Consider the following 25,911-nt stretch of genomic DNA (forward strand, 5'->3'; position numbering starts at 1 on the left):
TCAACCTCAAACGAACAAACGCGATATCAGATAAAAAAGGCAGCAATATAACGCGGTATTAAACAGTGCAGGGTGCCAGACGAAGTCATAGATACCGGTAGGAACCAGCAATCGGTGCACCAGCCAGAAAATGGCCAGCGATATTAACAGCTCAAAGAAGATCGGCGGAAACGACAAGCCGAAAATCACGATGACAGGAAACAGACTCATGATGACCTTGATAAGAAGCGTGCAGGTGGTAAGCGTGAAGCATTTATTATGTAGCTAACAATATAGTAACGTAACAATTGCAGCATGATCTATATTATGTGATCTAAATCACTTTTAAGTCAGAGTGAACAATGGAACGACTAAAACGCATGTCCGTTTTTGCCAAAGTGGTAGAACTGGGTTCATTTACCGCCGCGGCCCGCCAGCTCCAGATGAGCGTTTCTTCAATCAGCCAGATCGTATCCAGGCTGGAAGATGAGCTGCAGGTAAAGCTGCTCAACCGCAGCACCCGTAGCCTTGCCTTAACGGAAGCCGGGAAAATTTATTACCAGGGCTGCCGCCGAATGCTGCTTGAAGCCCAGGACGTGCATGAGCAGCTTTACGCGTTTAACAACACGCCCATCGGCACGCTGCGCGTCGGCTGCTCTTCAACTATGGCACAGAATGTCCTGGCCCATATTACCGCAGGCATGCTCAAAGAGTACCCCGGACTGTCGGTCAATCTGGTCACCGGGATCCCGGCGCCGGACCTGATTGCCGACGGTCTGGACGTGGTTATTCGCGTCGGCGCGCTGCAGGATTCCAGCCTCTTCTCACGTCGTCTGGGGTCGATGCCGATGCTGCTCTGTGCGGCAAAGAGCTACCTTCAGCAGGCGGGGATCCCGGAAAAGCCGGCGGATCTCGCCAGCCACTCCTGGCTTGAATACAGCGTGCGTCCGGATAACGAATTCGAAATCATCGCCCCGGAAGGGATCTCGACGAAGCTGATCCCCCAGGGGCGCTTCGTCACTAACGATCCGATGACCCTGGTGCGCTGGCTGACCGCCGGCGTCGGCGTCGCTTACGTTCCGCTAATGTGGGCGATCGAAGAGATCAACCGCGGGGAGCTGGAGATCCTGCTGCCAAGCTACCAGTCGGATCCCCGCCCGGTGTACGCGCTGTACACCGAAAAGGACAAGCTGCCGCTGAAGGTACAAGTGTGCATTAACTACCTGACCGAATATTTTGTCGAGGTGGCGAAAATTTATCAGGGAATGCACGGCCGCGGGCTCGACCATTAGCCGGTGGCCGCTGGAGATAACGCGCTGCGGGGTAAGTACAGGAAAGGTTACGCCTTCGACGAATGCGAAGGCGTATTGAAGAGACTCAGGCAGTGCCGCCGACGGTGAGCTTATCGACCTTCAGCGTCGGCTGGCCGACGCCAACCGGCACGCTCTGGCCCTCTTTACCGCAAACGCCAACGCCGCTATCCAGCTTCAGATCGTTCCCCACCATTGAAATCTGCTGCATGGCTTCAATCCCGGAGCCGATAAGCGTCGCGCCTTTCACCGCCCTGGTCACCTTACCTTTTTCAATCAGATAGGCTTCAGAGGTGGAGAAAACAAACTTACCGGAGGTGATATCAACCTGACCACCGCCGAAGTTTGGCGCAAAGATACCGTAATCAACCGATTCGATAATCTCCTGCGGCGTCGATTTACCCGCCAGCATGTAGGTGTTGGTCATACGCGGCATCGGCAGATGCGCGTAGGACTCGCGACGGCCGTTACCGGTAGGCGCAACGCCCATCAGGCGGGCGTTGAGCTTGTCCTGCATATAGCCTTTGAGGATACCGTTCTCAATCAATACGTTGTATTGACCCGGCGTTCCCTCATCGTCAACCGCCAGCGAACCGCGGCGATCGGCAATGGTGCCGTCATCTACCACGGTACAGAGCTCTGATGCCACCAGTTCGCCCATATGGCCGCTGAATACCGAGGTCCCGCGACGGTTAAAGTCGCCTTCCAGGCCGTGGCCTACCGCTTCATGCAGCAATACCCCGGGCCAGCCCGCGCCTAATACCACCGGCAGCATGCCGGCCGGGGCCGCAACGGCGGACAGATTAACCAGCGCCATGCGCACGGCTTCTCTTGCCCAGGCGTCGGCACGAACCTCGCCTTCTTCGCTGCCGAGAAAATAGTCGTAGCCAAAACGTCCGCCGCCGCCGCTGGAGCCGCGCTCGCGTTTGCCATCATCTTCCACCAGCACGCTGACGGAAAGGCGTACCAGCGGTCGAACGTCCGCCGCCAGCGTACCGTCGGTCGCCGCAACCAGGATCAGTTCATACACGCCGCTGAGGCTGGCAGAAACTTCCTGCACGCGCTTATCGGCGGCCCGCGCCGCTTTGTCTACGCGACGCAGAATGTCCAGCTTCTCTTCACGGCTCATGCTTTGCAGCGGATCGATGCTGGCATACAGCGGGCTATACTCCACCGCCCCAAGAGTGCGAACCTTACCGTCGCCTCTGTCGCGTACGATGGTACGCGCCGCCTGCGCGCTTTGTTCCAGCGCCAGCAGGCTGATTTGGTCAGCATAGGCGAAGCCGGTCTTTTCGCCGCTTACCGCGCGAACGCCGACGCCCTGATCGATATTATACGAACCATCTTTGATGATGCTGTCTTCCAGAACCCAGGATTCGTGATAGCTCGACTGAAAATAGAGATCGCCGTAATCAAGACGGCGCTCGGCCAGCTGGCCAAGAATGGCAAAAAGGTCCTGATGGTTCAGGCCGTTTGCCGACAGTAATTGTTCACTTACCAGGTTCAGACTCATCGTTTGCTACTCATTTGTTGCCGCCTGTCTGGCGGAAATAGGTACCCTAAATAGTTCAGGTTGCAGAAAGGCGCCAGCTGAGAGTCCGCCGGCAGCACAGAATAACCATGCGACCGGGGCGAACAAGCGTAGCCAACGCATCTGTAGCTTGAAATATAACGGGTATAGAACGCTATATATTGAGAGTGCGATAATTCCCCGCAATCGTCAAATCATTGCTTTTTGTCGCTACGCGCCTGACGCAGCACTTCATTGATTTGCGGCTGATCGATAGGACCAGTGATGCGATAGCGCAGGATAGACACTTTGTTCCACAGCGGCCCCAGCACCTTACTGGCCGCAAAAACGGCGGCGCCGACGATCGGGTTAATCACAAAGGCCGTCGCCACGCCGACGGTCGCCGAGATTTCCGGCGCGACAACGGCCTGCAGATCCAGCTGGCGGCGCACGAGGTCCACCGAGCCTTTCATCGCGATATCCGCCTCCAGGCCATCCACCAGCGTATCATCGGTATTCATTACGCCATCTTTAATCCATGCCGTGCTGCGGATCGAATCGAAATAGAACCCTTCGCTGAAGGTATCGCTGAAGTCGAAACGCAGTTTACGCAGCAGCGCGTCCACGCTTAGCAGGCGCAGCAGCTGCCCGGCGTGACCGGTGCTAATGTCGGTAAACTCGCCTTTTCCAAGATGGCTTTTCAGAACCCCGTTAAGCGAGGCCACATCCGGCTGCCACGGCGGCGCGCGCCAGTGCAGATCGTAGTCGACATCAAACGACGAGCCTTTCACCGGCGTTGATACGCCAAAGAAGCCGACGAAAGAGTCCGTTTTATTGCCGTGGAGCTTACCTTTCAACGACGTGCGTACGCCGTTTGCCGCATTGACCCACACGCCATCGGCGGTCAGACGGCCGAAGCCGGTATCCACCAGCCCGTTTGCAAGGGTTAGCTTATCGCCGCTAATCGCGAAGTCGCCGTCGATACGCCCGTATTTTTGCCCCCACAGCCAGCACTCCGCGCAGCGGAGCTGAAGATCCGGCCAGCCGCGAAAATCGATGCGGCTATCGGCTAAAGGATTGCTGCCGCCCGGCGCCGCATCGCTCTTCTGAGCGGCGGCCGGGTTGTAGTAGAGGTAGCGAATGGCCGCCAGCCACGGGGCGTTTTGACGCATCGTCAGGGAAGCGTTAATTTCCCGCCCCTGTGCTTCAACCTTCGAACCACCGGCCTCCGGACGCGAGACCAGGCTAACGTTATTCCAGCTCTGCCCGGCAAAGGTCAGCGACGGCGTTCGCAGGGTAATTCGCTCGGGGAAGATGATATTGCTGCTGACCTCATTGGCCGCACCGCCCTGGAACAGAGCCAGCCACTGCGCCCCATCCATCGGCGGCATATTGAGCTCTACGCCAGCCTGCTCGGGGAGCGGAGAAACGGCCTTGCTGTCGGAGGTTAAAATCGCCCGATCCAGCGTCAGCTTGCGGTTCAGCAGCCAGCGGCTGTTGATATGGTTTTTGGCGCCGATGGAGCCGGTCAAATCAAAGCTGTTTAGCCCGCCCGCGACGTTGATTTTCACCGGCAACGCTTCGCCTGCCGGCTTGTCTACGGGTGTAGGTAAGTGACTGCTCACATTTTTCAGATCGCCGTTGATATCGACCTTATAGCTTGCGCTGCCGCGATACGGCAGCTCAATCGCCACCTTGCCGTCCCACGGCAAGCTGCCGCTCAGCGCTCCATCGATAGCTTTCGGCAGCAGGCCGGTTCGCGACGGCTGCCAGCTGGCGTTCATTCCCACATCAACCAGGAAGGCTTTCGGCCCCTCGGTGGTGGAAAAATTAAGATTCAGCGGCTGATTAAACCAGCTGGCGCTCATCTCCTCGCTTTTCAGATCGCCGTTCACAAAGCTGAACTTACCGCTCAGGTTGTTTAGCGTCGCATCGATGGGCTTGATAAACAGGCTGTTATTCTTGAGATTCACGTCGCCTTTGGCGGTCGTCAGCTCACCGTCCAGCGGAATGTCGAGATGTAAGCGAGCACTCACACCACCATCCAGCTGCAGCTCATCCAGCGCGGCGCCCAGCGTCTCCTTGAGCGGCGTCTCTTTGAAATAAGGGCCAACCTCTTTGCCCGCACCGTTGATATCCGCGTCGATCAGCAGCTTTTCCCGCGAATAGTCAGGGATCGCCGCATCAAGGTTGCTGGCGGCCACCTTGCCGAGCATGACCTTATCGGCCTTCATCCACAGCCCGTTGTTGATAAAGTCGAGGTTGATGTCCAGACCGGTCAGCGCCGGCCAGTCCGGCTGGAAAGCGAAGGTGGCATTGGTCAGCGGTACGGAAACCTGGAACTGGCCTTCGTTGTGCAGATAGGGGAACAGGTGCGGGTTGCCGCCGTAAACCAGCGTGGCATCGGTGGACTGGCCGCCTTGAATCGCGCCGCTGAGGTAGTCCACCAGCTCTTTGCCCATCAGGTTTTCCGGGAAATAGCGCCACGCCTGACCGCCGTCATTGGTGCTGATCCCTGCCAGAATGCCCAGCCACGGTTCATCACCCTGCGGCTGTAAATAGCGGAAACCGCCCCGGGCACGCACGCCGGTTGCCTGGACGTCAATATTGCGCCCGTCGAGCATAAAGCCCTTTTCATTTTTCACCCAGCTAAGGGTCGCGTCGCCCTGAGCGATTTCCAGCGGCGCGCGAAATACCGTTTCATAGGGCATTTTCGCCTGCGTCATGCTGGCATGCAGGGAGCCGTTCTCTACGCTCCCGGCGACGCTGCCGGAGAAATGCTCCACGCCGGGCAGCAGCTTCCACTGCTTCCACGAGAAATCGCTCCAGCTGGCCTGGAAGCGGGATTCTTCCGCCGCCTGCAGCGGGATATCCAGCGCCAGAAGATTAATTTTGCCGTTTGGCTGGGTGGTACGCCAGATTTCGCCGAGCGCAGGCGCCAGCTTATCGGCAAAAGGCTGCAGCCCGGTCAGACCGTTCAGCTCAAAGTTGCTCGCGCGGATACGCAGCTCGTCGCTCCGGGAATGGCCGTCCCCGCCAACGTCCTGCGCCGGGATCCACGCCATCGCCAGCGCCCCGCGAGGCCAGGACTTGCCATCAATAGAGATTCGCGTATCGGGGATGTGGAAGCCCCAGCTCTGCTTATCGCGGAAGATGTGCGCCGTCAGGTTATCCACCGCCAGCCGATGGGGCTGCGTATCCCCCTGCCAGCTGGCGCCGCCTTTTTTCAGCCACACGTCGCCGCCGGCGATATCGCCTTTGTCGATACTCATCCAGCCTTCAAGGCTAAAACGCGCGCTTTGCAGGGCAATATTGTCCTGCATCCAGCGGCCCAGCCACGGCTTCACGTCAATATCATCCGCCTGCAGCCATACGCGCCCCTGGTTCAACAGGCCGTTTTCATCACGCAGATCCATCCGCACCTTCATCACCCCGTGCTGGCCGTTCAGGCTGGAAAGGCTCAGCTCGCCTTCCGCGCGATGGCGATTTTTACCGTTCAGCCAGGTAAGCTGCGGAATGGCCAGCTCGGCGCGCTGGCCGGAGAGGGTCACGAAGCTCAGGTGGCTGTCGCGGAGAATGAAGTGATCGAACTGGCGCAGGAACAGATCGCCGATATGGTCGGTTTTCAGGCTCTCGCCGCCATCGTTGGTCTGGATCGGCGTGTTGGTGTGAATTTTTAACTGCCAGAAGGTGAGATCGCGAAACTGCCAGCGCATGTGAAGCAGGCTTTGCCATACGTCCAGCGCGAGGGTGACGCGTTTAACCGACAGCTCGCCGCCATCTTTGAGGCCGGCTTTGACATCGCGGACGTCCAGCGTGGGGCCAAAATTCTGCCAGCTGGCGCTCAGCCGTGAAGCATCGACCGGAGAGCCGGAGATCGCGGAGATTTTCTCCAGCAGCTGGGGACGCCATGCGTCAAGCTGCGGCAACACGAGACGCAGACCGCTCACCAGCAGTGCGATGACAACAATCAATGTTGCCACGGTGAGCAGTAATATCCCGGGCAGTCGCCTCACGCATCTCTCCTTGTCAAACTATTACACCTCATCCTTCAGCTGCCCCTCAGCGCTGGGTTCATTCGTGCCGGCCGGCCAATGCATCACCGCGCCCGAAAGGCTGAACGAGGGCAACCCAGATGATTACATCATCACCACATCAAACTGCTCTTGATTATAGAGCGGTTCAATTTGCACTTTGACCTGTTTACCGACAAAGATTTCGACTTCCGCCAGCGCGTGCGACTCTTCCCCTTTCAGGGTTTCCGCGACGGCAGGAGAAGCATAGACCAGGAAACGATCCGAGTCGTAGGCATGATGTACGCGCACGATCTCGCGCATGATTTCATAACATACCGTTTCAACCGATTTTACCGTGCCGCGACCGTGGCAGGTCGGGCAGTCTTTACACAGCACGTGCTCCACGCTTTCGCGGGTGCGCTTACGGGTCATCTCCACCAGCCCAAGCTGGGAGAAGCCGTTGATGCTGGTTTTCACCCGATCCTTATTCAGCGCCTGCTCCAGCGAATGCAGCACCCGGCGGCGGTGATCTTCATTATTCATATCAATGAAATCAATGATAATAATCCCGCCGAGGTTACGCAGCCGCAGCTGGCGGGCAATCGCCTGGGTCGCCTCAATGTTGGTATTGAAGATAGTATCGTCAAGGTTGCGGTGGCCGACGAAGGCCCCGGTGTTGATATCGACGGTGGTCATCGCTTCGGTCTGATCGATAACCAGGTAGCCGCCGGACTTCAGCTCCACTTTACGCTCCAGCGCGCGCTGAATTTCGTTCTCCACGTCAAAGAGATCGAAGATCGGCTGGCGGCCGCTGTAATGCTCGAGCTTGCTGGTCATCTCCGGCATATATTCGGCGGTGAACTCCAGCAGCGATTCGTAGGTCAGGCGAGAGTCGACGCGAATGCGGTCAAGATGGGCATCGGCAAAATCACGCAGCACGCGCTGAGCCAGCGCCAGTTCGCCGTACATCTGATAGCGGGTCTGCTGGCGTTTCTTACGCTCCATCACCTTCGTCCAGACGCGCTTGAGGTAGGCGGCATCGGCGGCCATTTCCTGCTCGTGTACGCCTTCAGCCGCCGTACGGATGATAAATCCGCCCTGCTCATCGCAGTAGTCGGCGACAACTTTCTTCAGCCGCTCGCGCTCCGCTTCGCTCTCTATACGCTGGGAAACCCCAACGTGCGAGGCCCCTGGCATAAACACCAGATAGCGGGAAGGGATGGTGATATCGGTCGTCAGACGGGCGCCCTTCGTGCCAAGGGGATCTTTCACCACCTGTACCATCAGGTCCTGGCCCTGACGCACCAGCTCGGAAATATCGCGCACGGTGAACTGCTTTTGCTCTTCCCCGGCGACGCACTCGGTATGCGGCATAATGTCCGAAGCGTGCAGAAATGCGGCCTTGTCCAGACCAATATCTACAAAAGCCGCCTGCATCCCCGGCAGCACCCGACTGACACGACCTTTGTAGATATTGCCTACGATCCCACGCCGCGCTTCGCGCTCAATATGAATTTCCTGCAGAATACCGCCATCAATGTACGCGACGCGCGTTTCCGATGGCGTTACGTTAACTAATAATTCAGCCGTCATCTTTATCCCTTTTCTTCACGCAGTGAGTTAAAGTTACTCAGCAACTCATACGTTTCTACCAGCGGTAAGCCGACTACGGCGTGATAGCTGCCATTAATCTTCCTGACAAAACAGCCACCCAGCCCTTGAATACCGTATGCACCTGCTTTATCTAAAGGTTCGCCGCTGGCGACGTAGCCGGCGATATCCTGCTCGCTCAGCAGGCGGAAGGTCACCTCCGTTATCACCAGACAGTCCAGCGCCTGCTGCTTATCCGCCAGGGCAACCGCCGTCATAACCTGATGCGTTTTTCCGGAAAGCATCCGCAGCATCTCCGCGGCGTGCCCGGAATCGCGCGGTTTTTCCAGCACTTCGCCGTTAAGGATGACAATGGTGTCCGCCCCCAGCACCGGCAGATCGCGTGATGCCAGCGCAACGCCTGCCTGCGCTTTTTCCCGCGCCAGGCGAGTCACGTAATGCTGAGCGCTCTCCTGCGGCTGGCGTCGCTCCTCAATACCAGGAACCACGCGCTCAAAAGAGAGCCCCATCTGAGTCAACAGCTCCTGTCGACGTGGAGAACCTGAAGCAAGATACAGAGTTGTCATATCAACCTTATTGCACCGCAAATTGCTGACGAACTTTACGCATCAGCAGGAATAGCCATGGCCAGAGCACACCGTTTACTACACTACTCCAGAACACTTCCGGACGGAAAGAGACGTTGATCACTAAAAACTCTGCCCAGAAAACAACGATGTCCACCGCGAGGGAGAGCATCATCACCACCAGCGCCTGCTGCCAGAGCGCCAGATTACGGAACAGCTGATATTTCAGAGCGACCAGATAAGCGATGATACTTAACGATAGCGCGCGAACGCCCAGCGTCGAGCCGCTGATGAGATCGAGGATAGCGCCCATCACGAAGCCCGTGCCGACGTTCACCCGATGCGGTAACGCGAGGATCCAGTACAGCAGGATAAGTAATACCCAGTTTGGCCGGAAGACGCTGATGTCCGCCGGCCAGGGCATGATCTGTAGCAATAGTGCAATAAGAAACGAGAGCCAGATAACCCAGCGTCCCTGGCTACGGTAGCTTGCCACTATTGCCCCCCTGCAGGCAGAGGTTTCGCGGGTGGCGTCAGGCCGGTAGCTGGAGCCGGCATTTGTGGCCCGACGGAATCCGGCGCAGGCAGAACCTGCGGCATCATCTGCATCAGACGTTCATTCGCTACCCGATGAACCTCTTCCGGGGTCATCGGGTTGGAGCCGTTACGATCGGCCCCCCACAGCAGCAGCAGATAGCGCAAACGCTGCAGGCCTGCGGTCGGGCGAGCCTGAATAACGGTATACGCCCGCTGCGTATCCAGCTTGACGGAAGAGACTACGCCCACCGGATACCCTTCCGGGAAACGGCCGCCAAGACCTGAAGTCACCAGCACGTCGCCGACGCGAATATCGGTATTCGCCGGCAGATGCTCCAGCTGCAGATCGTCCGTACAGCCATTACCGGCGGCAATCACGCGGATATCGTTGCGCAGCACCTGAATCGGCAGCGCATGGGTGGCGTCACAGATAAGCAGCACGCGGCTGGTCATTTTCGCGACGGCAACAACCTGGCCGACAACGCCCTTATCGCTGATAACCGGCTGGCCTTCATAAACGCCGCTGATGCTGCCTTTATCGATAACCACCTGATCGCTGTAAGGATCGTTAACCGTTGAGATGACCTGGGTCACCATCTTTTGCTCATCCTGGCGCAGCGGGGAGCCCAGCAGTTCACGCAGACGCGCGTTCTCCTGCTTGTACTGGCCCAGCATCAGCAGGTCGCTGTTCTTCAGCAACAGTTCCTGACGCAGCGCGCGGTTTTCCAGTTCGAGCTGATCGCGGGTGGCCAGCGTTTGCGATACGCTATCCAGCAATTCCCGAGGACCATTAGAAATAAAGTAGAAAGGACTGACGGCTGTATCCATGTACGTTCGAATTTGGCTGAACGTACCCAGGCGGCTGTCGGCGATAATCACGCCAAGCGCCACCAAAACCGCCAGAATAAGGCGAATCTGTAGCGACGGGCCACGGCTAAAAATTGGCTTCATAGGCTATGCGTATTCTCGTGTCAGTTAAGACCGGGGGCAGCCCTTGAGCCGCCCCAGACCTTCGGCTGACTACTCTTCGCTAAACAAGTCGCCGCCGTGCATATCGATCATTTCCAGCGCTTTACCGCCGCCACGCGCGACGCAAGTCAGTGGATCTTCTGCAACTACGACAGGGATCCCTGTCTCTTCCATCAGCAGGCGGTCGAGGTTACGCAGCAGCGCGCCGCCGCCGGTCAGGACCATACCGCGCTCGGAGATATCAGAAGCCAGCTCTGGCGGGCACTGCTCAAGAGCCACCATCACCGCGCTAACGATGCCGGTCAGCGGTTCCTGCAGCGCTTCGAGAATTTCATTCGAGTTCAGGGTGAAGCCGCGTGGAACGCCTTCAGCCAGGTTACGACCGCGCACTTCGATTTCACGCACTTCATCGCCCGGATAAGCGGAGCCGATTTCATGCTTGATACGTTCTGCGGTCGCTTCACCGATCAGGGAGCCGTAGTTACGACGCACATAATTAATCACGGCTTCATCGAAACGGTCACCGCCGATACGTACGGAAGAGGAGTAAACCACGCCGTTCAGGGAGATAACCGCCACTTCCGTGGTACCGCCACCAATATCCACAACCATCGACCCGGTTGCTTCAGAAACCGGCAGGCCTGCGCCGATCGCAGCCGCCATCGGCTCTTCGATCAGGAAGACTTCACGGGCGCCAGCGCCCTGAGCGGATTCGCGGATTGCACGGCGTTCAACCTGGGTCGCCCCGACCGGCACACATACCAGAACGCGCGGGCTCGGACGCATGAAGCTGTTGCTATGCACCTGTTTGATGAAGTGTTGCAGCATTTTTTCGGTAACAAAGAAGTCGGCGATAACGCCGTCTTTCATCGGGCGAATCGCCGCGATGTTGCCCGGTGTACGCCCGAGCATCTGCTTCGCTTCATGACCGACAGCGGCGACGCTTTTCGGCGATCCAGCACGATCCTGACGAATGGCCACAACGGAAGGCTCATTCAATACGATGCCTTGTCCTTTTACATAGATAAGGGTATTCGCGGTACCCAGGTCAATGGACAGGTCATTGGAAAACATGCCACGAAATTTTTTTAACATACTAAGGGATAATCCTGAAAGCTGGGGCGGAAAACAAAATCCGCTTACTTTACCAACCACACGCAGCAGCGACAAGGCGCAAGAATCATCTGCTACGGTGAAAATTAGTGCAGTTCATTTCCTTCGTTACAAATTTTCCGCCTCCGTTCGGTGCTGAAATCTTCAGCAGCGCTCCACGCTTCAATTTGCAACCTGTCAAAGGTCATTTACTGGCATTTACATTGCGATAATCCGGCAGGTAGACAAGCACACCCCCTTCACTATGGCGCGCGTTATTCTACGTGAAATAACGCCAAACGGCAGATCAAACCGAGTATCTTTGCGAATATTTTTTCACATTTGTGTCAAGTGGCTGTGAGGCGGCAAAAAATTCCCCCTGGCCACCGGTAACACCGCATTGAGACAGGACCTGCCACTCGCTACGACTGCGTACTCCGGTTGCAAAAACCTGGACCGGCATACCCTTGCAGGCCTCTACCAGACTCTGAACCAGCAGCTGGTTCTCACTGCGTTTTTCAATATTACGCGACAGTCCCGGGTGTAGCTTGATAACTTCGACGTCCAACTGCTTGATCCAGCTGGTTCCAACCAGCGTCAATCCGGCCTGAACAACGGCGACTCGTATACCTAAAGCGTTAACCAGCCGCATAACCGGCTGCAGGCGGCCGATATATTGACAAACATCTGCCTCTGCAAGTTCAAAAATAATGCGCTGACGTTGCGATTTTTCACATTGCATCAAAGTATCGCGCAGCCAGCGCTGGAATCGAGGACGGATCAGCGATTCCACCGTCACCTGTAAAGCGAGGTTTTCGTCCGGCCAGAAGCCTAAAAACGGCAGCAGCCGCGTGATCTGCAGGCGGTCATACTCTTCCGCCAGGCCAAACTGCTGCACCATCGGCATATATTCCGCCGCAATCACCTCTTCCGTGCCGTCGTACAGGCGGGACATCAGCTCACGGTGATGGACGCGACCGTCGCGATTCACCGCCGGTTTCTGATATAACCGCGGCCCGCCGCGGCTTAGCATCTGTTCAATCAGGGTACGCCAGCGCACGTTGCCGCGCCCTTTCTCCGGCAGCGAATCGTCATAAACCGCCCAGCTATTGCTCCCCTGCAGGACCGCGTTGCGCGTTGCGGCTTCCGCGCGCTCCATCACCTGAGCCGTCGTCTGCCCGCTGCGGAAGGCGCAAATACCGATATGCATCATGTCATCGCGGTCAAGGATGCGCGTGGGCGGCAGCGCGTCCATAGCCTTCAGCAGCAGCCCGGCGATGCTGTCCGCCTCCTTCAGGGTGCGGTGCGGCAGCAGGACGGCAAAATCGCTGCGGTGATAGCGCGCCAGCAGCGCCCCGGGATAACGCATAATAAAAGTAGAAAGCAGGTTGATAAGCGTGAAGTAATGTTCCTCCGCTGCGGCGCGGCCCCAGTTATCGCGCAGCAAATCGAACTCCGGCAGGCGGATCATCATCACAATGCCGTATGAGCCGACTTTTTCCTGATCTTCCAGCAGCGTGGCGAGCTGGTTATCGAAAAACAGACGGTTATTGAGCCCGGTTTTGGTGTCCTGAGCGGCATAGGAGCGAATAAGCGTATCCATACGGCTTCGCTGATCGCTGGCAAACTGCAGTTCTGATAGCAGCATATCCAGCGCGCTGCTGGTGCTCACCGGCCACTCGTGCACCGATCCCCGCACCTGAGGCCCGCGCTCGCCGTTAAGGATCCTTGTCGCCCGCAGCTCCAGCAGCTCCTGCCCTGACAGCTGACGGCGGATCCAGCGAACGGAAAAAAAGATCATCAGCACCATAAAGCCAATGGCAACGGAAAGCGGTGCGGTTATGTGCAGCGAGCGGAAGTAGTTGACCATTGGGTCCAGATAGACCAGATGAAGCGTCATGCCGGGGTGTTTTAGCGACGGGACCGTGATTTCCCGAAACTGGTTATTGCTGCCCAGCGGACGGTAGCTGTCGCTACGCGAGTGGCTGTACACCGATTTGCCGTTAAGCAGAAAATCAACCTGCACAACATCTACCGGCGTCATCAGCTCATCCATCTGCGGTTCGAGCCGGGCAAAGGATGAAGAGATCAGGCGGTTATCCAGCACGGTCGCCACGGCCTGGACGCGGTTCTCCATTTTTTGCTGAATACCGTTATAAAAACTCAGCGACGCGCCGATAAGCGTGACAAAGATAGTCAGGCTGGTTAGCAGCGTGAAAAATGCTGAGAATTTCGTCGTTAATCGCATCCCTGTGTTAACTCCGCGTGTGAATGACTGCCCGATAGATATTCGGGCTCCGGTACTGGCGCTTTTCCCAAAGTAAGCACTAACTTTCTAAAGTGCGAGGCATACTATCAAAGCTGACGTATCTGGCAATTTATTGCGCTGTATCGGCGTAATAATGCCGATAGCGAGTATAGTCTGCAGAAAAATTTTTCCAATCTTTGTACCAATAAGAAGGACCCGCATATGCAGGCTTTAATATTAGAACAGCAGGATGGCAAAACAATCTCTTCGGTGCAAACCATCGACGCCAGCCGGCTACCGCAGGGCGATGTCACCGTCGATATCCAGTGGTCCAGCCTCAACTATAAAGATGCGCTGGCTATCACCGGCAGCGGAAAAATCATCCGCAACTTTCCGATGATTCCTGGCATCGATTTTGCCGGTATCGTCCATACCAGCGAAGATCCGCGTTTCCACGCAGGCCAGCAGGTGCTTCTCACCGGCTGGGGCGTTGGCGAAAATCATTGGGGCGGCCTGGCCGAGCAGGCGCGCGTGAAAGGCGACTGGCTGGTTGCGATGCCTGAAGGGCTGGACAGCCGAAAAGCGATGGCTATCGGCACCGCCGGTTTCACCGCCATGCTGTGCGTCATGGCGCTGGAAGATGCCGGCATTCGTCCACAGGACGGCGAGGTTGTCGTCACCGGCGCCAGCGGCGGCGTCGGCAGCACCGCGGTCGCCCTGCTGCATCACCTGGGTTACCAGGTTGTCGCCGTTTCTGGTCGCGAAAGCACCCATGACTACCTGAAAGCTTTGGGGGCGCAGCGTATCGTTGGGCGCGAGGAGTTTGCCGAAACCCGTCCGCTGGAGAAACAGCTGTGGGCCGGCGCGGTCGATACCGTCGGCGATAAGGTGCTGGCGAAAGTGCTGGCGCAGATGAACTACGGCGGCTGCGTGGCCGCCTGCGGCCTGGCCGGCGGCTTTGCTCTGCCGACGACGGTGATGCCGTTTATTCTACGTAACGTCCGTCTGCAGGGCGTTGATTCGGTAATGACCCCACCCGCTCGGCGGGCTGAAGCCTGGCAGCGGCTGGTTCGCGATCTGCCTGAATCCTTCTACACGCAAAGCGCCACGGAAATTACGCTCGCCGAAGCGCCGGCCTTTGCCGATAAGATTATGGCTAACCAAATCCAGGGCCGGACGCTGGTGAAAATCGCCTAATATGCAATTTTTCGTGACATATTCGCGATAACTCTCCGCCTCCGTCATGCTTAGGAAAAAGCATGCCGGAGGATGTCATGAAACACAAAAAGCTAACGGAAGCCGACGTCACGGCAGAATCCGTGTTTATGCTGCAGCGTCGTCAGGTTCTGAAAACCCTGGGGATTACCGCTACGGCCCTTTCTCTTTCCCCCACGGCAAAAGCCGATCTTCTCGATTGGTTCAAAGGTCACGACCGCTCTCCCGCGCCGGCGGGCAAAGCGCTGACGTTCAACAAACCCGCCGAATGGCAAAACGCGCTGACGCTCACGCCGGAGGATAAGGTATCCGGCTACAACAACTTCTATGAATTTGGTCTGGATAAAGCCGATCCGGCGGCCAACGCGGGCAGCCTGCGAACCGATCCGTGGACGCTGACCATCGGCGGAGAAGTTGCCAAACCGCTGACGCTCGATCATCACGATCTGACCACCCGTTTTCCGCTCGAAGAGCGCATTTACCGGATGCGCTGCGTCGAAGCCTGGTCGATGGTGGTGCCGTGGGTGGGCTTCCCGCTGCATAAGCTGCTGGCACTGGTTGAGCCCACCAGCAGCGCCCGCTACGTGGCGTTTAAAACCATCTATGCTCCTGACCAGATGCCGGGGCAGAAGGATCGCTTTATCGGCGGCGGCCTGGCCTATCCTTATGTCGAAGGCCTGCGTCTGGATGAGGCGATGCATCCCCTCACCCTGCTGAGCGTGGGCGTCTACGGTAAGGCGCTGCCGCCGCAGAACGGCGCGCCGGTGCGGCTGACGGTCCCGTGGAAGTATGGCTTCAAAGGGATTAAGTCGATTGTCAGTATCGAACTCACCCGCGAGCGGCCGCCGACCACCTGGAATCTGGCGGGGCCGAATGAGTATGGCTTTTACGCCAACGTCAATCCGCACGTCGATCATCCGCGCTGGTCGCAGGCAACGGAACGTTTTATCGGTTCAGGAGGCGTGCTGGACGTTAAGCGCCAGCCGACGCTGCTGTTCAACGGCTATGCTGATGAGGTGGCATCGCTCTACCGGGGCCTGAATTTGCGGGAGAACTACTAGTGCGTCTGAGCATAAAACAGATTACCTGGCTGAAGGTCATCCTTCATCTGGCCGGGCTTCTCCCCTTTATCTGGCTATTCTGGGCTGCACAGCAGGGGTATTTCAGCGCCGATCCGGCAAAGGATATCCAACACTTTACCGGTAGGATGGCTCTTAAATTTCTGCTGGCAACCTTGCTTGTCTCACCGCTGGCGCGCTACGCTAAACAGCCGCTGCTGATTCGTACCCGTCGCCTGTTGGGATTATGGTGTTTTGCCTGGGCGACGCTGCACCTGACCAGCTACACGCTGCTGGAGCTAGGGATTAACAATCTGGCGCTGCTGGGTTCTGAGCTGGTTAGCCGGCCATATCTGACGCTGGGGTTTATCAGCTGGCTTACCCTGCTGGCGCTGGCGGTAACGTCAACTCAGGCGCTGCAGCGAAAATTAGGCCGACGCTGGCAAACGTTGCATAACTTCGTCTATCTGGTGGCGATCCTTGCGCCCATCCACTATCTATGGTCCGTGAAGATATTATCCCCACAGCCGTTGATATATGCCGGACTGGCGGTTGTGCTTTTGGCATGGCGTTACAAGAAGTTCCGCCAGTGGTGGCGCTAAGCCCCGGATATGTGCAGTTTCCCGCAGATCTTTTATCAGCCGCGACTCTTTTAACGATAGCGGTTGATAATCTTCCCTGATAAGACCAGTATTTAGCTGCCAAATGCTACGAAATCGTTATAATGTGCGACTTTGGTTTTCCTGGAGGGGTTTTAACACCCTGAAAAGGTGACAAGCGCGTTTCGAAGGTATATTTTGTTTTTTACCCGAGAATGGCAGGAGATAGCCGCACAATGGCTGACAAGTTTCGCATTTTGCTTTTGAACGGACCCAACCTTAACATGCTTGGTACACGCGAGCCTGAGAAGTATGGCACCCTTAAGCTTTCTGAGATTGTTAACCGTCTGGAATCAGAAGCTGCGGCTCTGAACGTGGCGCTGGATCACCTGCAATCAAACGCGGAGTACGCGTTAATCGACCGAATTCATCAGGCTAAAGACGCTGTAGACTATATCCTGATTAATCCGGCCGCGTTTACGCACACCAGCGTGGCAATCCGCGACGCGCTACTTGCGGTGAGCATCCCGTTTATCGAGATCCACCTGAGCAACGTACATGCCCGCGAACCATTCCGTCATCACTCTTATCTGTCGGATATCGCCGCAGGCGTTATCTGTGGATTCGGGGCGGACGGTTATTCATACGCTTTACAGACGGCGGTAAAACGCCTGTCACAATCACACTAAACAAAGAGTACGGAACCCACTCATGGATATTCGTAAGATTAAAAAACTGATCGAGCTGGTCGAAGAGTCTGGCATCAACGAACTGGAAATTTCTGAAGGTGAAGAGTCTGTGCGCATCAGCCGCTCAGCTCCGAACACCGGCTATCCAGTGATGCAGCAGGCTTATGCCGCTCCGATGATGCAGGCACAGGCACCTGTTGCCGCAGCACCGGCAGCCGCGCAGGCAGAAGCTCCGGCGAAAGCGGAAATCAGTGGTCACATCGTACGTTCCCCGATGGTCGGTACTTTCTACCGCACCCCGAGCCCGGACGCTAAAGCGTTTGTGGAAATCGGCCAGAAAGTCAACGTGGGCGACACTCTGTGCATCGTCGAAGCAATGAAAATGATGAACCAGATCGAAGCCGACAAAGCTGGCGTGGTGAAAGCCATTCTGATCGAAAGCGGCCAACCGGTAGAATTTGACGAGCCGCTGGTAGTCATCGAGTAACGAGGCGAACATGCTGGATAAAATTGTTATCGCCAACCGTGGCGAGATTGCACTGCGTATCCTGCGTGCCTGTAAAGAACTGGGCATCAAGACCGTTGCTGTGCACTCCACTGCGGATCGCGATTTAAAGCACGTATTGTTAGCGGATGAGACGGTCTGTATCGGCCCGGCTCCGTCCATTAAAAGCTACCTGAATATTCCGGCGATCATCAGCGCGGCTGAAATCACCGGCGCGGTAGCGATTCACCCAGGCTACGGCTTCCTCTCCGAAAACGCCAACTTTGCTGAGCAGGTTGAACGTTCCGGCTTTATCTTTATCGGCCCGAAGGCCGACACTATTCGTCTGATGGGCGACAAAGTGTCGGCGATTACCGCCATGAAGAAAGCCGGCGTGCCGACCGTTCCTGGCTCCGATGGCCCGCTGGGCGACGACATGGACGCTAACCGCGCCCATGCGAAACGCATCGGCTACCCGGTTATCATCAAAGCCTCCGGCGGCGGCGGCGGCCGCGGCATGCGCGTTGTGCGCAGCGACGCCGAGCTGGCGCAGTCCATCTCCATGACCAAAGCTGAAGCAAAAGCCGCTTTCAGCAACGACATGGTGTATATGGAAAAATACCTGGAAAATCCTCGTCATATCGAGATCCAGGTACTGGCTGACGGCCAGGGTAACGCTATCTATCTGGCCGAGCGCGACTGCTCCATGCAGCGCCGTCACCAGAAAGTTGTCGAAGAAGCGCCGGCGCCGGGCATTACTCCGGAACTGCGTCGCTACATCGGCGAGCGCTGCTCCAAGGCCTGCGTTGATATCGGCTATCGCGGGGCGGGTACCTTCGAGTTCCTGTTCGAAAACGGCGAGTTCTACTTCATCGAAATGAACACCCGTATTCAGGTTGAACACCCGGTAACAGAAATGATCACCGGCGTGGATCTGATTAAAGAGCAGCTGCGCATTGCCGCAGGCCAACCGCTGTCTATCAAGCAGGAAGAAGTTCAGGTCCGTGGCCATGCGGTTGAATGCCGTATTAACGCCGAAGACCCGAATACCTTCCTGCCGAGCCCGGGTAAAATTACCCGCTTCCACGCGCCGGGCGGTTTCGGCGTTCGCTGGGAGTCTCATATCTACGCCGGCTATACCGTGCCGCCGTACTATGACTCAATGATCGGCAAGCTTATCTGCTACGGCGAAAACCGTGATGTGGCGATTTCACGCATGAAAAATGCGCTGCAGGAGCTGATCATCGACGGCATCAAAACTAACGTCGATCTGCAGATTCGCATCATGAACGACGAGCACTTCCAGCATGGTGGTACCAATATCCACTATCTGGAGAAAAAGCTCGGTATGCAGGAAAAATAATCCTGTATCGCTGCAAAAGGCCGGATAATCCGGCCTTTTTTCTTTTTCTCTCCCCTCATCTTTGCCATGCGGTACAATCCCCGCTTTCTTCATCCTCCTGGGACTAAAAAATGGACAATCGTTTTGTTCAGGCCCACAAAGAAGCGCGCTGGGCGCTGTGGCTGACCCTTCTCTATCTTGCCGCCTGGCTGGCTGCGGCCTATCTCCCGGACAGCGCAATCGGCATCACCGGGCTGCCGCACTGGTTCGAAATGGCCTGCCTGCTGGTGCCGCTGGTATTTATCCTGCTGTGCTGGGCGATGGTGCGTTTTGTATTCCGCGACATTCCGCTGGAGGATAGCGATGCAGCTTGAAATCATCGTTATCCTGATTGCCTATCTGTTCGTGGTCTTCGGCCTGTCGCTTTACGCCATGCGCAAACGCAGCAGCGGCAGTTTTCTCAGCGAATATTTCCTCGGCAGCCGTTCTATGGGCGGCTTCGTGCTGGCCATGACCCTCACCGCAACCTATATCAGCGCCAGTTCATTTATCGGCGGGCCTGGGGCCGCCTATAAGTACGGGCTCGGCTGGGTGCTGCTGGCGATGATCCAGGTGCCGACGATCTGGCTTTCGCTGGGGATCCTCGGCAAGAAGTTCGCCATTCTGGCGCGACGCTACAACGCCATCACCCTCAACGACATGCTGCAGGCTCGCTACCAAAGCCGCGCCGTCGTCTGGATCGCCAGCATAAGCCTGCTGGTTGCCTTCGTCGGAGCGATCGCCGTGCAGTTTATCGGCGGCGCGCGCCTGCTGGAGACCGCGGCTGGGATTAAATATGAACACGGCCTGCTGATCTTCGGCATCACTATCGCCCTGTACACCGCGTTCGGCGGCTTTCGCGCCAGCGTGCTCAATGACACCATGCAGGGCCTGGTGATGCTGATTGGCACTATCGTGCTGCTGGTTGGGGTTGTTCACGCTGCGGGCGGTCTGCATCACGCCGTTGATACCTTACAAAAGATCGATCCGCAGCTGGTATCGCCGCACGGCGTCGACGGCATCCTTACCCCGACCTTTATGACCTCATTTTGGGTGCTGGTCTGCTTCGGCGTGATCGGCCTGCCGCATACCGCCGTACGCTGCATTTCCTATAAAGACAGCAAAGCCGTTCACCGCGGGATCATCATCGGTACCGTGGTCATCGCTCTGCTGATGTTTGGCATGCACCTCGCGGGCGCTCTGGGCCGCGCGGTGCTGCCGCATCTCACCGTTCCCGATCGGGTGATCCCAACCCTGATGGTCCAGGTGCTGCCGCCGTGGGCCGCAGGCCTGTTTTTAGCGGCGCCAATGGCGGCGATCATGTCGAACGTTAACGCCCATTTATTACAGGCATCGGCTACGATCGTTAAAGATCTTTGGCTCAGCGCTCGCCCTGCCAAAAGGCATAATGAGCAAAAGCTGAAAAGGATCTCCACCGCCACCACCCTGGTTATCGGGATCCTGATGATGCTGGCAGCCTGGCGGCCGCCTGAAATGATCATCTGGCTCAACCTGCTGGCCTTCGGCGGCCTGGAAGCGGTGTTCTTATGGCCGCTGGTTATGGGCCTGTACTGGGAGCGCGCTAACGCGACCGGTGCCCTGAGCGCGATGATCGTTGGCGGCGTGCTCTACGCCGTGCTGGCGACATTCAATATCCAGTACCTGGGCTTTCATCCGATTGTGCCCTCGCTGCTGTTAAGCTTGCTGGCTTTTGTGATTGGCAACCGTTTCGGTCAGCCCGTCCCTCCAGCCCCTATTATGACTACTGATAAATAAAGAGTTTTGCCATGCCATGGATCCAACTGAAACTGAACACGACCGGCGCACACGCTGAAGATTTAAGCGATGCGCTGATGGAGGCCGGTGCCGTCTCTATCACCTTCCAGGATACCCACGATACGCCGGTATTCGAACCGCTGCCGGGGGAAACCCGCCTGTGGGGAGACACCGACGTTATCGGCCTGTTCGACGCAGAGAGCGATATGGACGAAGTCGTTGCCATCCTTGAGCAGCATCCTCTTCTGGGCGTCGGCTTCGCGCATAAAATCGAGCAGCTGGAAGACAAAGACTGGGAGCGCGAATGGATGGATAACTTCCACCCGATGCGCTTCGGCGAGCGGCTGTGGATTTGCCCAAGCTGGCGTGAAGTACCGGATGCCAACGCGGTTAACGTGATGCTCGATCCGGGCCTCGCCTTCGGTACCGGTACGCACCCGACGACCTCCCTGTGCCTGCAGTGGCTGGATGGGCTGGATCTGGCGGGTAAAACGATTATTGATTTCGGCTGTGGTTCCGGGATCCTGGCGATTGCCGCCCTGAAGCTCGGTGCGGCGAAGGCTATCGGTATCGATATCGACCCGCAGGCGATTCAGGCCAGCCGCGATAACGCCGAACGCAATGGCGTCTCAGAGCGTCTGGAACTCTATTTACCCCAGGATCAGCCAGAAGCTCTCAGCGCCGACGTCGTGGTCGCCAACATTCTGGCCGGCCCGTTACGCGAGCTGGCTCCGTTAATCAGCGTGCTGCCCGTTGCAGGCGGCCTGCTGGGCCTCTCCGGCATCCTTGCCAGCCAGGCTGACGGCGTCTGCGAAGCCTACGCCGATCGTTTTAATCTCGACCCGGTGGTAGAAAAAGAAGAGTGGTGCCGCATTACCGGCCAGCGGAAGTAAGCGCCAATGCGGCCTGCGGGCCGCATTTTTGTTTCCAGTAACCGCCAAATGACGTCAAGAAATGAGAGCCAGATCGCACTACGAAGCGCTTTTTTGGCTACAAAAACAGCGTTTTATGCCGTTAATGCCCCCCTTTTTCTAAGAAAAATAGAGAAGTTTTACGATTTTATAAATGGACACAAATTACCCACTCATCATTAACACAATGATTAATATAGTAATTTATTCATGTCATTTTCGTTACCCCTGGATTCATTGATCTGTGACAGGGGATTGCTCAAAGTTTGGCCTTTCATCTCGTGCAAAAAATGCGTAATATACGCCGCCTTGCAGTCACAGTATGGTCATTTCTTAACTCATGCGCATCGGACACTACCAGCTTAGAAATCGCCTGATCGCAGCACCTATGGCTGGCATTACTGACAGACCATTCAGGACGCTGTGCTATGAGATGGGAGCAGGTTTAACCGTTTCCGAGATGATGTCCTCCAACCCGCAGGTTTGGGAGAGCGACAAGTCCCGTTTACGGATGGTGCACGTTGATGAGCCCGGTATTCGTACCGTGCAAATCGCCGGTAGCGTACCGGAAGAGATGGCCGCAGCCGCCCGTATTAACGTGGAAAGCGGCGCCCAAATTATTGATATTAATATGGGGTGCCCGGCGAAAAAGGTGAATCGCAAGCTCGCAGGTTCAGCCCTCTTGCAGCATCCCGAGCAGGTGAAGTTAATCCTGACGGCGGTCGTCAAGGCAGTGGACGTTCCCGTGACGCTCAAGATTCGCACCGGTTGGGAGCCGGAACACCGTAACTGTGTAGAAATTGCCCAACTGGCTGAAGAGTGTGGCATTCAGGCTCTGACTATTCACGGACGCACGCGCGCCTGTTTGTTTAACGGAGACGCTGAATACGACAGTATTCGGGCAGTTAAGCAGAAAGTTTCCATTCCGATTATCGCGAATGGTGACATTACTGACCCGCTTAAAGCCAGAGCTGTGCTCGACTATACGGGGGCTGATGCCCTTATGATAGGCCGCGCAGCTCAGGGAAGACCCTGGATCTTTCGGGAAATCCAGCATTATCTGGACACTGGAGAGCTGCTGCCCCCCCTGCCGTTGGCAGAGGTTAAGCGCTTGCTTTGCGCTCACGTTCGGGAATTGCATGACTTTTACGGTCAGGCAAAAGGGTACCGAATTGCGCGTAAACACGTTTCCTGGTATCTCCAGGAGCACGCTCCAAATGACCAGTTTCGGCGCACATTCAACGCCATAGAGGATGCCAGCGATCAGCTGGAGGCGTTGGAGGCATACTTCGAAAATTTTGCGTAAACAGAAATAAAGAGCTGACAGAACTATGTTCGAACAACGCGTAAATTCTGACGTACTGACCGTTTCTACCGTTAACTCTCAGGATCAGGTAACTCAAAAACCCCTGCGTGACTCGGTTAAACAGGCACTGAAGAACTATTTTGCTCAACTGAACGGTCAAGACGTTAGTGACCTGTATGAGCTGGTACTGGCTGAAGTAGAACAGCCCCTGTTGGACATGGTGATGCAATACACCCGCGGTAACCAGACCCGTGCTGCCCTGATGATGGGCATCAACCGCGGTACACTGCGTAAAAAATTGAAAAAATACGGCATGAACTGATACTAGTCAGTTAATTGCTTGAATAAAAGGCGCTCTTCGGCATGGGGAAGCGCCTTTTTACTGCCTCGCGTTTACTCCCTCCCTGCAGCAGACAGCTGACTTCTCATCTGAGTTAACTCGCCGTCCGACGATTCTGTACGCAGAGCATCGACAGTAGCGGTGGAAAACGTCGTGCGCGTGATGGTTGAAGAGAGCCTTCCACGACAGCCCTCGTTGGCACTGCGATGGTGCTCATGGCCTTACGCAGCCTCATGCCGTGGCAGGAACGCAGCGACGCAGAGAACGGCGTTAAGGCGATTATACAACGTGGCTACCGGCGCCTTCAGCAAGAAGGACGCTATGGTCTTACCGTGCAATCTGCCGGCCATTGTCGAACTCGGTAGCGCAGCGGGTTTTGACTTTGACCTTATCGATCAGGGCAACCTCGGCCACAGCGCGCTAACCCAGGCGCGTAATCAACTGCCCGGCTGCATCCGGAGCAGCTGGCGCGTATTTCCGTACGCTGCCGGATAATATCAACAATATGTATGCGCGCAGCGCCAGCGGTGAAATGGCGCCACTCTCTTCGTTCGTCACATCGCGCCGGGTAAAAAGTTCCGGGGATACAATGCTCCTGATGGAGGCAGGCTGCCGAACGGAACTGGCTATGACTGGACTGGAATGTCGTCTCAGGAACGGCTCTCCGGAAGCCAGGCGCCTGCGCGCTATGAAAGAGGGTATCTCCCGCTCTCTGTAACCTTGGTCATTCTTAGGGATTCCTGGAGCGTTGCCGGCAGCATCGTTTCTCGGGCTAAATAATGATGTTGATTTCCAGGTCGGCTTATTAACCGCGATTAGCTTATCGGCAAAAAATACCATTCCGATCGACGGGTCTGCTAAAGAACTTATGGGTAAAGAAGGTAAAAGAATTATCGAGCCGACGCTCGAGATATCGCGTATGCGCCTGCCTCCGATCCTCATGACATCATTGGCTTTTATTCTCGGGGTGCTGCTTTTAATTATTAGCCACAGGCCAGGACCAGGGGCGAAAAATGCGGTGGACACCGGCCTAATGGACGGAATGTTAACCGCTACGCTGCCGGCAATCCTCTTCGTAGAGGTGTTCTTCGTGGCTGTAAGGGGCCGCTTTACCCGGCGCGAGGAGTGCTTATCCCATCAAAGGCGCCACCCCGGCGCTTTTTTTATCCTGTGCTCTGCGAATCAATGAGTTGGATGCCATCCGTTATATTCAATAATTATAAAATCAGCAGTCCCTGGCTTTATTTCATCATTTTATTCTGCATATTTTCTACGCAATCCTTCGCTTATCTCCATGATATTTACGTAGCTCATAAATTGAGATGATTTCCTCTATCCGGCCTCTGTATTCGCGATGCTAAAATAAGCTATTCCGTCGTGTATCTCATCCGATGCAGAAAAACGGACTATTCAGAGGTAATATTATGAAGAAATTTATTTTAGTGACGCTGCTGGCGACTTTACTCGCCGGCTGCGCACATGACTCTCCCTGCGTGCCGGTATACGATTCTGAAGGCAGGTTAGTTCATACCAATACCTGCATGAAAGGCACGACTCAGGATAACTGGGAAACGGCTGGAGCAATTGCCGGCGGCGCGGCGGCGGTAGCGGGATTAACTCTGGGGATTGTAGCGCTGACCCGTTAACCCTTGCCTTCCCGGTGGACAGGGTTCATTCCCCAATGAGAGAACGGATATAAAGAAAGGGCCTGGTCGAGAGACCGGGCCTTTTTTAGTAGACTGCAGGTTATAAAGGCCGCTCTACGAGCACAGAGATGCAGCCGTTTATAGCAGGCAAGCAAAAAGGCCCAGTCTTTCGACTGGGCCTTCTGCTTTATTTGATGCCTGGCAATTCCCTACTCTCACATGGGGAGACCCCACACTACCATCGGCGCTACGGCGTTTCACTTCTGAGTTCGGCATGGGGTCAGGTGGGACCACCGCGCTATCGTCGCCAGGCAAATTCTTTAAAATACTGTGTTCTAACTTAAAAACTGGTGCTGATACCCAGAGTCGAACTGGGGACCTCACCCTTACCAAGGGTGCGCTCTACCAACTGAGCCATATCAGCACACTTAATTTGGTACCGGGCAATAACTTTTCGGGCCGTTGCTTCGCAACGTTCAAAAGCATTTTCTTTTGTTCTGCTACTCTTTCGAATAGCAAACTACCTCGAAAGTCAGTGCCATACTGCTAATTTGATGCCTGGCAGTTCCCTACTCTCACATGGGGAGACCCCACACTACCATCGGCGCTACGGCGTTTCACTTCTGAGTTCGGCATGGGGTCAGGTGGGACCACCGCGCTGTTGCCGC

The 25,911-nt window shown here is 56.3% G+C and carries 22 protein-coding genes, 1 tRNA gene, 2 rRNA genes and 1 pseudogene; 14 read left to right on the top strand and 12 right to left on the bottom strand.

What is annotated here, in order from left to right; all coding sequences use genetic code 11:
* Positions 1–6: 6 nt before the first annotated feature.
* A complete protein-coding gene (aaeX, locus tag NWP14_RS19850) occupies positions 7–210 on the bottom strand; it encodes a p-hydroxybenzoic acid efflux pump operon protein AaeX (RefSeq protein WP_004868260.1) in 204 nt (67 codons plus the stop codon).
* A 131-nt stretch (positions 211–341) separates the two neighbouring features.
* On the opposite strand from aaeX, the gene aaeR reads away from it, so the two are divergent.
* On the top strand, positions 342–1,271 hold the full coding sequence (gene aaeR, locus NWP14_RS19855; RefSeq protein WP_346430602.1) for an HTH-type transcriptional activator AaeR: 930 nt from the start codon (positions 342–344) through the stop codon (positions 1,269–1,271).
* Positions 1,272–1,356: 85 nt separating this feature from the next.
* On the opposite strand, the gene tldD is transcribed toward aaeR, so the two are convergent.
* The 8 genes from tldD to csrD form a co-directional block, all read right to left on the bottom strand.
* Positions 1,357–2,802 (bottom strand): metalloprotease TldD, encoded by a 1,446-nt coding sequence (tldD, locus tag NWP14_RS19860; RefSeq protein ID WP_095100006.1) that lies wholly within the window; start codon positions 2,800–2,802, stop codon positions 1,357–1,359.
* A 212-nt stretch (positions 2,803–3,014) separates the two neighbouring features.
* Entirely contained in the window at positions 3,015–6,815 is a 3,801-nt protein-coding gene (yhdP, locus tag NWP14_RS19865; protein ID WP_375215854.1) for an AsmA2 domain-containing protein YhdP, read from the bottom strand.
* Between the two features lie 123 nt (positions 6,816–6,938).
* On the bottom strand, positions 6,939–8,408 hold the full coding sequence (rng, locus tag NWP14_RS19870) for a ribonuclease G (protein ID WP_041147457.1): 1,470 nt from the start codon (positions 8,406–8,408) through the stop codon (positions 6,939–6,941).
* A 2-nt stretch (positions 8,409–8,410) separates the two neighbouring features.
* Positions 8,411–8,992: a Maf family protein gene (locus NWP14_RS19875; RefSeq protein ID WP_375215855.1), complete on the bottom strand. Its 582-nt coding sequence runs from the start codon at positions 8,990–8,992 to the stop codon at positions 8,411–8,413.
* A gap of 7 nt (positions 8,993–8,999) precedes the next feature.
* Positions 9,000–9,488 (bottom strand): rod shape-determining protein MreD, encoded by a 489-nt coding sequence (mreD, locus tag NWP14_RS19880; RefSeq protein ID WP_095100016.1) that lies wholly within the window; start codon positions 9,486–9,488, stop codon positions 9,000–9,002.
* The gene (gene mreC / locus NWP14_RS19885; RefSeq protein ID WP_095100019.1) at positions 9,488–10,480 is read right to left on the bottom strand and encodes a rod shape-determining protein MreC; all 993 of its coding nucleotides are present in this window, start codon (positions 10,478–10,480) and stop codon (positions 9,488–9,490) included. Before mreC ends, mreD begins: the two co-directional genes overlap by 1 nt.
* Positions 10,481–10,549: 69 nt before the next feature.
* Positions 10,550–11,593 (bottom strand): rod shape-determining protein MreB, encoded by a 1,044-nt coding sequence (gene mreB, locus NWP14_RS19890; RefSeq protein ID WP_002918653.1) that lies wholly within the window; start codon positions 11,591–11,593, stop codon positions 10,550–10,552.
* Between the two features lie 304 nt (positions 11,594–11,897).
* Positions 11,898–13,838 carry an RNase E specificity factor CsrD gene (gene csrD / locus NWP14_RS19895; protein ID WP_095100022.1) on the bottom strand — a complete coding sequence of 647 codons (1,941 nt, stop codon included), beginning with the start codon at positions 13,836–13,838 and terminating at the stop codon, positions 11,898–11,900.
* 222 nt (positions 13,839–14,060) lie between these two features.
* Between csrD and NWP14_RS19900 the strand changes: the two genes are divergently transcribed.
* The 13 genes and pseudogenes from NWP14_RS19900 to NWP14_RS19960 all read left to right on the top strand — a co-directional run bounded on the left by NWP14_RS19900 (position 14,061) and on the right by NWP14_RS19960 (position 25,243).
* Positions 14,061–15,035, top strand: a complete 975-nt coding sequence (locus NWP14_RS19900; RefSeq protein ID WP_095100026.1) for an MDR family oxidoreductase — start codon at positions 14,061–14,063, stop codon at positions 15,033–15,035.
* A 77-nt stretch (positions 15,036–15,112) separates the two neighbouring features.
* Positions 15,113–16,114: a protein-methionine-sulfoxide reductase catalytic subunit MsrP gene (gene msrP / locus NWP14_RS19905; protein WP_375215856.1), complete on the top strand. Its 1,002-nt coding sequence runs from the start codon at positions 15,113–15,115 to the stop codon at positions 16,112–16,114.
* Positions 16,114–16,713 carry a protein-methionine-sulfoxide reductase heme-binding subunit MsrQ gene (msrQ, locus tag NWP14_RS19910; RefSeq protein ID WP_095100034.1) on the top strand — a complete coding sequence of 200 codons (600 nt, stop codon included), beginning with the start codon at positions 16,114–16,116 and terminating at the stop codon, positions 16,711–16,713. Before msrP ends, msrQ begins: the two co-directional genes overlap by 1 nt.
* A 233-nt stretch (positions 16,714–16,946) precedes the next feature.
* Positions 16,947–17,399, top strand: a complete 453-nt coding sequence (aroQ, locus tag NWP14_RS19915; protein WP_095100041.1) for a type II 3-dehydroquinate dehydratase — start codon at positions 16,947–16,949, stop codon at positions 17,397–17,399.
* A gap of 22 nt (positions 17,400–17,421) precedes the next feature.
* Positions 17,422–17,886 carry an acetyl-CoA carboxylase biotin carboxyl carrier protein gene (accB, locus tag NWP14_RS19920; protein WP_041147466.1) on the top strand — a complete coding sequence of 155 codons (465 nt, stop codon included), beginning with the start codon at positions 17,422–17,424 and terminating at the stop codon, positions 17,884–17,886.
* A gap of 10 nt (positions 17,887–17,896) precedes the next feature.
* On the top strand, positions 17,897–19,246 hold the full coding sequence (gene accC / locus NWP14_RS19925; protein ID WP_041147467.1) for an acetyl-CoA carboxylase biotin carboxylase subunit: 1,350 nt from the start codon (positions 17,897–17,899) through the stop codon (positions 19,244–19,246).
* Positions 19,247–19,356: 110 nt separating this feature from the next.
* Positions 19,357–19,599 (top strand): YhdT family protein, encoded by a 243-nt coding sequence (locus tag NWP14_RS19930; RefSeq protein ID WP_159237021.1) that lies wholly within the window; start codon positions 19,357–19,359, stop codon positions 19,597–19,599.
* The gene (gene panF, locus NWP14_RS19935; RefSeq protein WP_095100047.1) at positions 19,589–21,040 is read left to right on the top strand and encodes a sodium/pantothenate symporter; all 1,452 of its coding nucleotides are present in this window, start codon (positions 19,589–19,591) and stop codon (positions 21,038–21,040) included. Before NWP14_RS19930 ends, panF begins: the two co-directional genes overlap by 11 nt.
* 11 nt (positions 21,041–21,051) lie before the next feature.
* On the top strand, positions 21,052–21,933 hold the full coding sequence (gene prmA, locus NWP14_RS19940) for a 50S ribosomal protein L11 methyltransferase (protein ID WP_095100050.1): 882 nt from the start codon (positions 21,052–21,054) through the stop codon (positions 21,931–21,933).
* Between the two features lie 358 nt (positions 21,934–22,291).
* The gene (gene dusB, locus NWP14_RS19945) at positions 22,292–23,257 is read left to right on the top strand and encodes a tRNA dihydrouridine synthase DusB (RefSeq protein ID WP_041147471.1); all 966 of its coding nucleotides are present in this window, start codon (positions 22,292–22,294) and stop codon (positions 23,255–23,257) included.
* A gap of 25 nt (positions 23,258–23,282) precedes the next feature.
* A complete protein-coding gene (fis, locus tag NWP14_RS19950) occupies positions 23,283–23,579 on the top strand; it encodes a DNA-binding transcriptional regulator Fis (protein WP_003855228.1) in 297 nt (98 codons plus the stop codon).
* Between the two features lie 233 nt (positions 23,580–23,812).
* Positions 23,813–24,786: pseudogene (locus NWP14_RS19955) on the top strand (efflux RND transporter permease subunit); the annotation flags it as partial.
* A gap of 235 nt (positions 24,787–25,021) precedes the next feature.
* On the top strand, positions 25,022–25,243 hold the full coding sequence (locus NWP14_RS19960) for a lipoprotein (RefSeq protein ID WP_041147475.1): 222 nt from the start codon (positions 25,022–25,024) through the stop codon (positions 25,241–25,243).
* A 196-nt stretch (positions 25,244–25,439) separates the two neighbouring features.
* On the opposite strand, the gene rrf (NWP14_RS19965) is transcribed toward NWP14_RS19960, so the two are convergent.
* From rrf (NWP14_RS19965) to rrf (NWP14_RS19975), 3 genes are all read right to left on the bottom strand, one after another.
* A 5S ribosomal RNA gene (gene rrf, locus NWP14_RS19965) occupies positions 25,440–25,555 on the bottom strand.
* A 36-nt stretch (positions 25,556–25,591) separates the two neighbouring features.
* A tRNA-Thr gene (locus NWP14_RS19970) sits at positions 25,592–25,667 on the bottom strand.
* A 132-nt stretch (positions 25,668–25,799) separates the two neighbouring features.
* Positions 25,800–25,911, bottom strand: a 5S ribosomal RNA gene (gene rrf / locus NWP14_RS19975); the annotation flags it as partial.

Origin of the sequence: Klebsiella sp. C349492 (genome assembly GCF_042055345.1) — a bacterium.
Lineage (GTDB): Bacteria > Pseudomonadota > Gammaproteobacteria > Enterobacterales > Enterobacteriaceae > Klebsiella > Klebsiella scottii.

Bases quoted from the DNA above. Each gene is read 5' to 3' on its own strand.
- mreC (WP_095100019.1), bottom strand. From the start codon at position 10,480: ATGAAGCCAATTTTTAGCCGTGGCCCGTCGCTACAGATTCGCCTTATT.
- accC (WP_041147467.1), top strand. From the start codon at position 17,897: ATGCTGGATAAAATTGTTATCGCCAACCGTGGCGAGATTGCACTGCGT.
- aaeR (WP_346430602.1), top strand. From the start codon at position 342: ATGGAACGACTAAAACGCATGTCCGTTTTTGCCAAAGTGGTAGAACTG.
- NWP14_RS19930 (WP_159237021.1), top strand. From the start codon at position 19,357: ATGGACAATCGTTTTGTTCAGGCCCACAAAGAAGCGCGCTGGGCGCTG.
- mreB (WP_002918653.1), bottom strand. From the start codon at position 11,593: ATGTTAAAAAAATTTCGTGGCATGTTTTCCAATGACCTGTCCATTGAC.
- NWP14_RS19900 (WP_095100026.1), top strand. From the start codon at position 14,061: ATGCAGGCTTTAATATTAGAACAGCAGGATGGCAAAACAATCTCTTCG.
- accB (WP_041147466.1), top strand. From the start codon at position 17,422: ATGGATATTCGTAAGATTAAAAAACTGATCGAGCTGGTCGAAGAGTCT.
- tldD (WP_095100006.1), bottom strand. From the start codon at position 2,802: ATGAGTCTGAACCTGGTAAGTGAACAATTACTGTCGGCAAACGGCCTG.
- rng (WP_041147457.1), bottom strand. From the start codon at position 8,408: ATGACGGCTGAATTATTAGTTAACGTAACGCCATCGGAAACGCGCGTC.
- msrP (WP_375215856.1), top strand. From the start codon at position 15,113: ATGAAACACAAAAAGCTAACGGAAGCCGACGTCACGGCAGAATCCGTG.
- aroQ (WP_095100041.1), top strand. From the start codon at position 16,947: ATGGCTGACAAGTTTCGCATTTTGCTTTTGAACGGACCCAACCTTAAC.
- panF (WP_095100047.1), top strand. From the start codon at position 19,589: ATGCAGCTTGAAATCATCGTTATCCTGATTGCCTATCTGTTCGTGGTC.
- dusB (WP_041147471.1), top strand. From the start codon at position 22,292: ATGCGCATCGGACACTACCAGCTTAGAAATCGCCTGATCGCAGCACCT.
- NWP14_RS19960 (WP_041147475.1), top strand. From the start codon at position 25,022: ATGAAGAAATTTATTTTAGTGACGCTGCTGGCGACTTTACTCGCCGGC.
- aaeX (WP_004868260.1), bottom strand. From the start codon at position 210: ATGAGTCTGTTTCCTGTCATCGTGATTTTCGGCTTGTCGTTTCCGCCG.
- csrD (WP_095100022.1), bottom strand. From the start codon at position 13,838: ATGCGATTAACGACGAAATTCTCAGCATTTTTCACGCTGCTAACCAGC.
- NWP14_RS19875 (WP_375215855.1), bottom strand. From the start codon at position 8,992: ATGACAACTCTGTATCTTGCTTCAGGTTCTCCACGTCGACAGGAGCTG.
- prmA (WP_095100050.1), top strand. From the start codon at position 21,052: ATGCCATGGATCCAACTGAAACTGAACACGACCGGCGCACACGCTGAA.
- fis (WP_003855228.1), top strand. From the start codon at position 23,283: ATGTTCGAACAACGCGTAAATTCTGACGTACTGACCGTTTCTACCGTT.